Below are 10,626 nucleotides of genomic sequence, written 5' to 3' on the forward strand. Positions count from 1 at the left end.
CTTTTAGATCCCGGCAGCCAGGTGGGACTGTGCAAATGCCTGCAGCTCTGGATAGAACACCCGAAAATCTTCACTCAACGGCTCATACAACACCCGCAACTCCTGCATGGCATGGCCCAGTTCCTCAGGCTGTGTCAGGCGCCGCGAAATCCCGCGCAACACCTGCTCCATCACCTCAAACTCGCGGTACGAGCCCAGCCAATCATCCGCCGCCATATACGGTGCAATCTGCGCCAGCCGCCCCGGCAACTGCGGTTCGGCGGCCAGTACGCGGTACACCTGCGACGTGAAGCGCTCCAGCGGTTGGTCGGCATACAGCGCCCAATCCCGCGCCAGGCAGTGATCGAAAAATACATCGAGGACAATCCCCGCGTAGCGCTTTCGGGTCAACGTGAAGCGTGACAACGCCTCCCCCACCAACGGGTGACTGTCGGTGAAACGGTCGATGGAGCGATGCAGCTGGATCGCCGACTCGATTTGCGGGCTGTAGTGGCCCAGCAGGCGGCCTTTGACGAAGTCGCCATAGAGGCTGCCCAGCAGTTGCGCAGGAAGTTGGCCGCCCAGGTGCAGATGTGCGAGATAATTCATGGCGCGCAGTCTATCACTGCCGCAAACGTATCGTTATAACCCGATATACCGATTTAGCCTGGCTTAAGACCAAAATCATATTGGTATATCGGGATAGACCGATTTAAAGTTCGCCTCATCGCGATATAACGTTTTAAGAAACCGAGCACCTGCCATGTCCATCGACCTCGACGAAATAATAAAAGCCCTGGCGCACCCAGTACGACGAGACATCCTCACCTGGCTGAAAGACCCGAAAGTGCAGTTCCCCGAGCAAGTGCACAACCACGAATACGGCATCTGCGCCGGGCAGATCGACCAGCGCTGCGGCTTGTCCCAGTCGACCGTGTCGGCCCACCTGGCCACGTTGCAGCGGGCGGGATTGATCAGCAGCCAGAAGGCCGGGCAGTGGCACTTTTTCAAACGCAATGAGGAAGCGATCCAAGCCTTCCTCACGGCGCTCACGACTGAACTCAGCGCTGAAATCATCGAACCGCTGTAACCAAGGAAACGATAATGCCCCTCTCGCTACTCATACTGGCCCTGAGCGCCTTCGCCATCGGCACCACCGAGTTCGTCATCATGGGCTTGCTGCCCGATGTGGCGGCGGACCTGGGCGTATCGATTCCCGGCGCCGGCTGGCTGGTGACCGGCTACGCCCTGGGCGTGGCCATCGGCGCGCCGTTCATGGCACTGGCCACCGCCAAGCTGCCCCGCAAGGCCGCCCTGGTAGCGTTGATGGGCATCTTTATTGTCGGCAACCTGCTCTGCGCCCTGGCCAGCGACTACAACGTGCTGATGTTTGCCCGTGTGGTCACCGCGCTGTGCCACGGTGCGTTCTTTGGTATCGGTTCGGTGGTTGCTGCCAACCTGGTGCCGGCCAACAAACGTGCGTCAGCCGTGGCCTTGATGTTCACCGGCCTGACCCTGGCCAACGTGCTCGGCGTGCCGCTGGGCACCGCGCTGGGCCAGGCCGCTGGCTGGCGTTCGACCTTCTGGGCCGTGACCGTGATTGGTGTGGTGGCGCTGATCGGCCTGATCCGCTTCCTGCCGGCCAAGCGTGACGAAGAAAAACTCGACATGCGCGCCGAGCTTAAAGCCCTCAAGGGGGCCGGTATCTGGTTGTCGCTGACCATGACCGCGCTGTTCTCAGCGTCCATGTTCACCCTCTTCACCTACGTCGCGCCGCTGCTCGGCGACGTCACCGGCGTGTCGCCCAAAGGCGTGACCTGGACCCTGCTGTTGATCGGCCTGGGCCTGACCGTGGGCAACATCATCGGCGGCAAACTGGCGGACAAACGCCTGGCGGCCACCCTGATCGGCGTGTTCATCAGCATGGCGGTGGTTTCCACGGTATTGACCTGGACCAGCGTCGCGGTGATCCCGACTGAAATCACCCTGTTCCTGTGGGCCGCTGCCTCGTTCGCCGCCGTACCGGCGCTGCAAATCAACGTGGTGACCTTCGGCAAGGCGGCGCCCAACCTGGTGTCCACCCTGAACATCGGCGCCTTCAACGTCGGCAACGCCCTCGGTGCCTGGATCGGCGGCAGCGTAATTGCCCACGGTTTCGGCCTGACCAGCGTGCCGTTGGCGGCCGCAGCCCTGGCGATTCTGGCCCTGCTGGTGACCCTGATTACTTTCCGTCAGAGCGGCGATGCCGACCTGGCCCCTGCGACCAACTGATCAACTTCAAAGAGAAAGGTGTTTTTCATGACGACTATTTTCGATCCGATCAAACTGGGCGACCTGGAACTGTCGAACCGCATCATCATGGCGCCGCTGACCCGCTGCCGTGCCGACGCCGGTCGCGTGCCCAACGCGCTGATGGCCGAGTACTACGTACAACGCGCTTCCGCCGGGCTGATCCTCAGCGAAGCCACTTCCGTGACGCCGCTGGGCGTGGGCTACCCGGACACCCCGGGCATCTGGTCCAACGACCAGGTGCGTGGCTGGGCCAATGTGACCAAGGCCGTACACGGCGCGGGCGGCAAGATCGTGCTGCAACTGTGGCACGTCGGCCGGATCTCCCATGAGTCCTACCTGAACGGCGAAACCCCGGTGGCGCCGAGCGCCATCCAGCCTAAAGGCCACGTCAGCCTGGTTCGCCCATTGGCCGACTACCCAACCCCGCGCGCCCTGGAAACCGCTGAAATCGCCGACATCGTCGACGCTTACCGCGTCGGTGCCGAAAACGCCAAGGCCGCAGGCTTTGACGGCGTGGAAATCCACGGCGCCAACGGCTACCTGCTCGACCAGTTCCTGCAAAGCAGCACCAACCAGCGCACCGACATCTACGGTGGCTCCCTGGAAAACCGTGCTCGCCTGCTGCTGGAAGTGACCGACGCCGCCATCGACGTCTGGGGCGCCGGCCGCGTGGGTGTGCACCTGGCACCGCGCGCTGACTCCCATGACATGGGCGACGACAACCTGGCGGAAACCTTCACCTACGTTGCCAGCGAACTGGGCAAACGTGGTATCGCCTTCATCTGCTCGCGCGAGAAAGAAGCCGGCGACAGTCTTGGCCCGCAACTGAAAAAAGCCTTCGGCGGCCCGTACATCGCCAACGAACGCTTCACCAAAGACAGCGCTAACGCCTGGCTGGCGTCGGGCAAGGCGGATGCGGTGGCGTTCGGCGTACCTTTCATTGCCAACCCCGACCTGCCAGCTCGCCTGAAGGCCGATGCGCCGCTGAACGAAGCGCATCCGGAAACCTTCTACGCCAAGGGCCCGGTCGGTTACATCGACTACCCAACCCTGGCGCTCTGATCGCCTGAAACGCAAAAAGCCCCGGTTCGCAAGAACCGGGGCTTTTTACTGCACGCTGGAAAACACCAGAGATCGAATGTGGGATTCGCGCTTGCCCGCGATGCAGGCACCGCGGTGTCTCAGTCAAACCGCAGTGATGCCATCGCAGGCAAGCCAGCTCCCACATTTTGAATTTGCGACGCCTCAGGAAACATTCCTTCACAGGCTTGCAACAATATTGCTACAAAATACTTAGGCGGCTACCTATCAACCACCCGCCAGCCCGTATATAAAGTCACCCCACCCATAAGGCGAAGGGACGATTGACTGTCTCTAGACTTTACTGTTGACACAACTGGACGCAATTACGCATTTTGTCTCAATTGCGCAGGCTGGGGCTCAGGCGCAGCATGTCCAGCCCTGCGTCAACCCAGCGCTCGGCGTCCTGATGGAGCTGAAAACTGTCGGGCACCAGCAGCCACTGGCCAATCAGCCCGTTGATGTAGGCATGCATGCACACCGCACCACGGGCCGTGTCGAGATTTTCCGGAAGTTGCCCGCGATGGACCGCGTTACGCAATGTCAGGCCGATACGCAGGTTGCACTCCAGGCTGTGAGTCTGGCGCTGGCGACGCATGTCACACATTTCATCGGTGAACTCGCACTTATGAAACAAAATCTCGTTGATGCGCCGGGTTTTCGGGTCCAGGGCCACTTGGTGAAATAGATGGATCAACAGCTTGCGCATACAGCCCAGCGGGTCGACTTCATCCTCGCTCTCACTCGCCCTGGCCAATTCGTCCAGAGGCTCGTGCAGCGTGTCGAGCAGCGCCTGGAGCAAGTCGGACTTGTTGCTGAAATGCCAATAGATAGCGCCACGCGTCACCCCGGCCAAGGCGGCGATGTCCGCCAGCGTGGTGCGTGCTACGCCGCGATCATAAAAGGCTTGTTCGGCGGCTTCGAGAATCTGGCTGCGCGTTTCCTGAGCTTCCTCTTTGGTGCGACGAACCATGGCAGTAAAACCTCAATCAGGACACTGTGGATGGTGCTGGACCATCATCTGAATAATTGTGGGACGGCACCGTCATGGGCACCGAACGTACTAAAATCGAGGCTTCGGGCGTTGCTTTGTCAACATTTCGCGAAGCCTGTCAAGAGTTTACAAACAACCATGAACGTAAGTATATTGCGTAGCAAGCTACTTATCTACTCACAGCTTGTTTTTTACCCTTCCACACTTCTTGTGCGCACTCTGCGCGCCTGACCCGAGGATCTTCATGCAACTTAAGCCAGCTGTTACCGCTCTGGTCACTGCCGTCGCCCTGGCATCGCTGCTCAGCGGATGTAAAAAGGAAGAAGCGGCTCCGCCCGCTCAAACCCCTCAGGTCGGCGTGGTCACTATTCAACCGCAAGCCTTTACCCTGACGTCCGAACTGCCAGGCCGCACCACCGCCTACCGCATTGCGGAAGTTCGCCCTCAGGTCAACGGCATCATTCTCAAACGCCTGTTCAAGGAAGGCGCCGACGTGAAGGAAGGGCAACAGCTCTACCAGATCGACCCGTCGGTGTATGACGCCACCCTGAAAAGCGCACAGGCAAGCCTGACCCAGACCAAGTCCATCACCGACCGCTACAAGCAGTTGGTCGATGAGCAAGCCGTCAGCCGTCAGGAATACGACACCGCCGTCGCCAACCGCATGACCGCCGAAGCAAACGTTCAAACCGCCCAGATCAACGTGCGCTACACCAAAGTGTTCGCGCCGATCTCCGGGCGCATTGGCCGTTCTTCGGTGACCGAAGGCGCACTGGTCAGCAATGGCCAGACCGACGCCATGGCCGTGATCCAGCAACTGGACCCGATCTACGTCGACGTCACGCAGTCCTCGGCAGAAATGCTGAAGCTGCGCCGCGACCTGGCAAGCGGCCAGCTGGAAAAGGCCGGCGAAAACGCCGCCAAGGTCAAGCTGACCCTGGAAGACGGCACGCCTTACGGCCAGGACGGCAAGCTGGAGTTCTCCGAAGTGTCGGTCGACCAGACCACCGGTTCCGTGACCCTGCGCGCCGTGTTCCCGAACCCTGACCACACCTTGCTGCCGGGCATGTTCGTACACGCCCAACTGCAAGCCGGTGTGAACAGCAAGGCTATCCTGGCGCCGCAGCAAGGCGTGACCCGTGACCTCAAGGGCATCCCGACTGCGCTGATCGTGAACAAGGACAACAAGGTCGAGCAACGCGTCCTGGTTGCCAACCGCACTGCCGGCGCCTACTGGCTGGTGGAAAAAGGCCTGGACGCCGGTGACCGCGTGATCACCGAAGGCCTGCAGTTCATCAAGCCGGGCATCGAAGTCAAGGTCAAGGACGCTGACAACGCTAAACCCGCCGGCACTGCTGCAGCACCTGCTGCCGATGCTGGTAAAGGGGAGTAATCCATGTCGAAATTTTTTATCGACCGTCCCATTTTCGCCTGGGTAATTGCCCTGGTGATCATGCTGGTCGGGGCACTGTCGATCCTGAAGTTGCCCATCAACCAATACCCGGCCATCGCGCCAACCGCCATCGACATCCAGGTGACCTACCCAGGCGCGTCCGCACAAACCGTGCAGGACACCGTGGTGCAGGTGATCGAGCAACAGCTCAACGGTATCGACAACCTGCGTTATGTCGCCTCGGACAGTAACTCCGACGGCAGCATGACCATCACCGCGACGTTCAACCAGGGTACCAACCCGGACATCGCCCAGGTTCAGGTGCAGAACAAGCTGAACCTGGCGACCCCATTGCTGCCGCAAGAAGTGCAGCAACAGGGTATCCGCGTGACCAAGTCGGTGAAGAACTTCCTGATGGTGATCGGTCTGGTGTCGGAAGACGGCAGCATGACCAAGGACGACCTCTCCAACTACATCGTGTCGAACATCCAGGACCCGATTTCGCGGACTGCCGGTGTCGGTGACTTCCAGGTCTTCGGTTCCCAGTACGCCATGCGTATCTGGCTCGACCCGGCCAAACTGAACAACTACCAGTTGACCCCGGTCGACGTCAGCGCCGCCATCTCGGCACAGAACGTCCAGGTGGCCACCGGCCAATTGGGCGGCCTGCCTGCCCTGCCCGGCACTCAGCTGAACGCCACCATCATCGGCAAGACCCGTCTGCAATCGGCTGACGAGTTCGGCAAGATCCTGATGAAGGTCAATACCGACGGCTCGCAGGTTCGCCTGCGCGACGTTGCGCGGATCGAACTGGGCGGCCAGAACTACAGCATCAGTGCGCAGTTCAACGGCAAGCCGGCTTCCGGTATGGCGATCAAGCTGGCCGCCGGTGCTAACGCACTGGACACCGGCAAGGCGATTCGCGCCACCGTGGCGTCCCTTGAGCCGTTTTTCCCGCCTGGCATGAAGGCTGTGGTGCCGTACGACACCACCCCGGTAGTGACCGAATCGATCTCCGGTGTGGTTGACACCCTGGTCGAAGCGATCGTGCTGGTGTTCCTGGTGATGTTCCTGTTCCTGCAGAACTTCCGCGCCACCATCATCACCACGATGACGGTTCCGGTGGTATTGCTGGGTACCTTCGGGATCCTCGCGGCGTTCGGTTTCACCATCAACACCCTGACCATGTTCGGCATGATCCTGGCCATCGGCTTGCTGGTGGATGACGCCATCGTCGTGGTGGAAAACGTCGAGCGGGTGATGGCCGAGGAGCACTTGTCGCCCAAAGAAGCGACGATCAAGTCCATGGGCCAGATCCAGGGCGCCCTGGTCGGTATTGCCCTGGTGCTCTCGGCGGTACTGTTGCCGATGGCGTTCTTCGGCGGTTCCACCGGTGTGATTTACCGGCAGTTCTCGATCACCATTGTTTCGGCGATGGCGTTGTCGGTACTGGTTGCTTTGATCTTCACCCCGGCCTTGTGCGCCACTATGCTCAAGCCGATCGACCCGGAAAAACACGGCCAACCCAAGCGCGGTTTCTTCGGCTGGTTCAACCGCACCTTCGACAGCGGCGTACTCAAGTACGAGCGCGGCGTAGGCGCGATGATCAAGCACAAGATCCCGGCGTTCCTGGTCTACGCGCTGATCCTTGCCGGCATGATCTGGATGTTCACCCGTATTCCAAGCGCGTTCCTGCCTGAGGAAGACCAGGGTGTGATCTTTGCCCAGGTGCAGACGCCGGTCGGTTCTTCGGCTGAACGTACGCAGAAAGTCATCGACGACATGCGTGCCTTCCTGCTGCACGACAAGGAAGGCGAGCCAGGCGAAGGCAAGGCCGTGAAGTCGGTGTTCACCGTTAACGGCTTCAACTTCGCCGGCCGTGGCCAGAGTTCTGGCCTCGCGTTTGTGATGCTCAAACCGTGGGGCGAGCGTGATTCGACCCAATCGGTATTTGAAGTGGCCAAGCGTGCCCAGGGTTACTTCTTCGGGGCCTTCAAGGACGCCATGGTATTTGCCATCGTGCCGCCTTCGGTGCTCGAACTGGGTAACGCCACCGGCTTCGACGTGTTCCTGCAAGACCAGGGTGGCGTTGGCCACGACAAGCTGATGGCTGCACGTAACCAGTTCCTCGGTGCGGCGGCGCAAAGCAAGATCCTGGCGGGCGTGCGCCCCAACGGCGTGAACGATGAGCCGCAGTACGAGCTGACCGTTGACGACGAGAAGGCCAGTGCCCAAGGCATCAGCCTGGCGGATATCCAGCAGACCCTGGCGATTGCCTTGGGTGGCAGCTACATCAACGACTTCATCGACCGCGGTCGGGTGAAGAAGGTGTACGTGCAAGGTGACGCTGCCAGCCGTATGTCCCCGGAAGACCTGGACAAATGGTACGTGCGCAGCACCTCCGGGAAGATGGTGCCCCTGTCGGCCATCTCATCGGGCAAGTGGATCTACGGTTCGCCGAAGCTCTCGCGTTACAACGGTGTAGCGGCGATGGAAATCCTCGGTACTCCGGCGCCTGGCTACAGTACCGGTGACGCGATGGCAGAAGTCGAGCGCATTGCCAAAGACCTGCCGGCTGGCGTTGGTTATTCCTGGACGGGCCTGTCGTACGAAGAACGTCTGTCCGGCTCCCAGGCACCGGCGTTGTACGCCCTGTCGCTGCTGGTAGTGTTCCTGTGCCTCGCGGCACTGTACGAAAGCTGGTCGATCCCGATCGCGGTGATTCTGGTTGTGCCGCTGGGTGTGATCGGCGCATTGATCGCCACCAGCCTGCGCGGGCTGTCCAACGACGTGTTCTTCCAGGTGGGCTTGCTGGTGACGGTGGGCCTGGCGGCGAAAAACGCCATCCTGATCGTGGAGTTCGCCAAAGAGCTTCACGAGCAGGGCAAAGGCATCGTCGAGGCGGCTATCGAAGCGTCCCGCATGCGTCTTCGCCCGATCATCATGACGTCCATGGCGTTCATGCTCGGCGTATTGCCACTGGCAGTGTCCACGGGCGCAGGTTCAGGCAGCCAGCATGCGATCGGTACCGGCGTAATTGGCGGTATGATCACGGCCACCGTCTTGGCGATCTTCTGGGTGCCACTGTTCTATGCAACCGTGTCCTCGGCCGGCGAGCGTAAAAAGAAAGACACTACTGAAACTCCTAAAGAGGCTGGCCAATGAGCAAGTCGCTACTTTCCCTAGCCGTCACCGCCTTCGTGCTCAGTGGCTGCTCGCTGATCCCTGACTACCAGCGCCCCGAAGCGCCGGTGGCAGCGCAGTTCCCGCAGGGGCCGGCGTATTCGTCGGCCCAGGCGCCGGGCCAGGCCGCTGCCGAGCAGGGCTGGAAGCAGTTTTTCCATGACCCTGCCCTGCAGCAGCTGATCCAGACTGCGTTGGTCAACAACCGTGACTTGCGTGTCGCGGCCCTGAACATCGACGCCTATGCGGCGCAGTACCAGATCCAGCGTGCCGACCTGTTCCCGGCCGTCTCGGCCACGGGCAGCGGCAGCCGTTCGCGTACCCCGGCCAAGCTGTCGCAGACCGGCGAAGCGGGCATCACCAGCCAATACTCGGCCGGCCTCGGGATCAGCTCGTATGAGCTGGACCTGTTCGGCCGCGTGCGCAGCCTGAGTGAAGAAGCACTGCAAAAGTACTTCGCCACTGAAGAAGCGCGTCGCAGCACCCAGATCAGCCTGGTGGCCAGCGTGGCTAACGCCTACCTGACCTGGCAGGCCGACAAGGAACTGCTCAAGCTGACTCAGGACACCCTGGGCGCGTTCGAGCAGAGCTACAAGCTGACCTCGCGCAGCAATGAAGTCGGCGTGGCCTCGGCCCTCGACCTCAGCCAGGCGCGTACCTCGGTTGAAAATGCCCGCGTACAGCTGGCGCGCTACACCCGCCAGGTGGCTCAGGACGAAAACAGCCTGACCCTGCTGCTGGGCACCGGCCTGCCGGCGAACATCACCAGCGAACCGCTGGCGGATGACCTGCTCAGCGAAGTGCCGGCCGGGTTGCCATCGGACCTGCTGCAACGTCGTCCCGACATCGTGCAGGCCGAGTACAACCTCAAGGCAGCCAACGCCAATATCGGCGCGGCCCGTGCGGCGTTTTTCCCGAGCATCAGCCTGACGGCCAGTGCCGGTACCGCCAGCCCTACCCTGGGCGGCCTGTTCAAAGGCGGTTCGGGTACCTGGTCGTTTGCCCCGCAGATCAACATCCCGATCTTCAACGCCGGTAGCCTGCGCGCAAGCCTGGACTACTCGAAGATTCAGAAAGAGATCAACGTGGCCAACTACGAGAAGGCGATCCAGACCGGCTTCCAGGAAGTGTCCGACGGCCTTGCCGCGCGTGAGACCTATAAGCAGCAGCTGGATGCCCAGCGTGGCTTTGTTGCGGCCAACCAGGATTACTACCGCCTGGCTGAGCGTCGCTACCGCATTGGTGTGGATAGCAACCTGACGTTCCTTGATGCCCAGCGTCAGTTGTTCAGTGCCCAGCAATCGCTGATCACTGATCGTCTGGCGCAGCTCAACAGCGAGGTCAATTTGTATAAGGCCCTCGGTGGTGGCTGGAACGAGCAGACGGCCAAGAATGAGCCGTTGAAAGAGCAAGCGCCGCCGTTGAAGTTGTTCTGATAGCAGCGTTGTAGATAGAGAACCGCTTCCCTCACCGGAGGCGGTTTTTTTATGGGGCGCGTTTTTTTTCGTACCGGTGATCAATTGTGGGAGCTGGCTTGCCTGGGATGGCTGCTTTCGGTTTGACGAGTGGGTCGGGGGCATATCCATTTTTTTGGTCGAGGCGGGTATTGGTTCCGCTCTTACAGCGGCTCACTTTTGATAGAGCGCAAAAGTAAGCAAAACGCTCTTGCCCCTCCACTCGGTGCCTCGCTGTGGCTCGGCATGCC

At 60.8% G+C, this 10,626-nt stretch carries 8 protein-coding genes; 6 read left to right on the forward strand and 2 right to left on the reverse strand.

Features of this window, described 5'->3' with window-relative positions; translation table 11 throughout:
* Positions 1–3 precede the first annotated feature (3 nt).
* Positions 4–588, reverse strand: a complete 585-nt coding sequence (locus tag WBB95_RS22010; protein ID WP_424489488.1) for an ACP phosphodiesterase — start codon at positions 586–588, stop codon at positions 4–6.
* A 154-nt stretch (positions 589–742) separates the two neighbouring features.
* Between WBB95_RS22010 and WBB95_RS22015 the strand changes: the two genes are divergently transcribed.
* Genes WBB95_RS22015 through WBB95_RS22025 form a run of 3 tightly spaced genes read left to right on the forward strand, consistent with a single transcriptional unit; the run spans position 743 to position 3,333 of the window.
* Positions 743–1,069 carry an ArsR/SmtB family transcription factor gene (locus WBB95_RS22015; protein WP_424489489.1) on the forward strand — a complete coding sequence of 109 codons (327 nt, stop codon included), beginning with the start codon at positions 743–745 and terminating at the stop codon, positions 1,067–1,069.
* Between the two features lie 14 nt (positions 1,070–1,083).
* Complete coding sequence (locus WBB95_RS22020) at positions 1,084–2,250, forward strand: MFS transporter (protein ID WP_424489490.1); 1,167 nt, start codon at positions 1,084–1,086, stop codon at positions 2,248–2,250.
* Positions 2,251–2,277: 27 nt separating this feature from the next.
* Complete coding sequence (locus WBB95_RS22025) at positions 2,278–3,333, forward strand: alkene reductase (RefSeq protein WP_424489491.1); 1,056 nt, start codon at positions 2,278–2,280, stop codon at positions 3,331–3,333.
* Positions 3,334–3,691: 358 nt separating this feature from the next.
* On the opposite strand, the gene WBB95_RS22030 is transcribed toward WBB95_RS22025, so the two are convergent.
* Complete coding sequence (locus WBB95_RS22030) at positions 3,692–4,324, reverse strand: TetR family transcriptional regulator (protein WP_424489492.1); 633 nt, start codon at positions 4,322–4,324, stop codon at positions 3,692–3,694.
* 265 nt (positions 4,325–4,589) lie between these two features.
* On the opposite strand from WBB95_RS22030, the gene WBB95_RS22035 reads away from it, so the two are divergent.
* Genes WBB95_RS22035 through adeC form a run of 3 tightly spaced genes read left to right on the forward strand, consistent with a single transcriptional unit; the run spans position 4,590 to position 10,357 of the window.
* Positions 4,590–5,738: an efflux RND transporter periplasmic adaptor subunit gene (locus WBB95_RS22035; RefSeq protein ID WP_424489493.1), complete on the forward strand. Its 1,149-nt coding sequence runs from the start codon at positions 4,590–4,592 to the stop codon at positions 5,736–5,738.
* Positions 5,739–5,741: 3 nt separating this feature from the next.
* Positions 5,742–8,903 carry an efflux RND transporter permease subunit gene (locus tag WBB95_RS22040; protein ID WP_424489494.1) on the forward strand — a complete coding sequence of 1,054 codons (3,162 nt, stop codon included), beginning with the start codon at positions 5,742–5,744 and terminating at the stop codon, positions 8,901–8,903.
* Entirely contained in the window at positions 8,900–10,357 is a 1,458-nt protein-coding gene (gene adeC, locus WBB95_RS22045) for an AdeC/AdeK/OprM family multidrug efflux complex outer membrane factor (protein ID WP_424489495.1), read from the forward strand. Before WBB95_RS22040 ends, adeC begins: the two co-directional genes overlap by 4 nt.
* The last annotated feature ends 269 nt before the right edge of the window (positions 10,358–10,626 follow it).

The organism is Pseudomonas sp. (genome assembly GCF_049645325.1).
In the GTDB taxonomy this organism is placed as follows: Bacteria; Pseudomonadota; Gammaproteobacteria; order Pseudomonadales; family Pseudomonadaceae; genus Aquipseudomonas.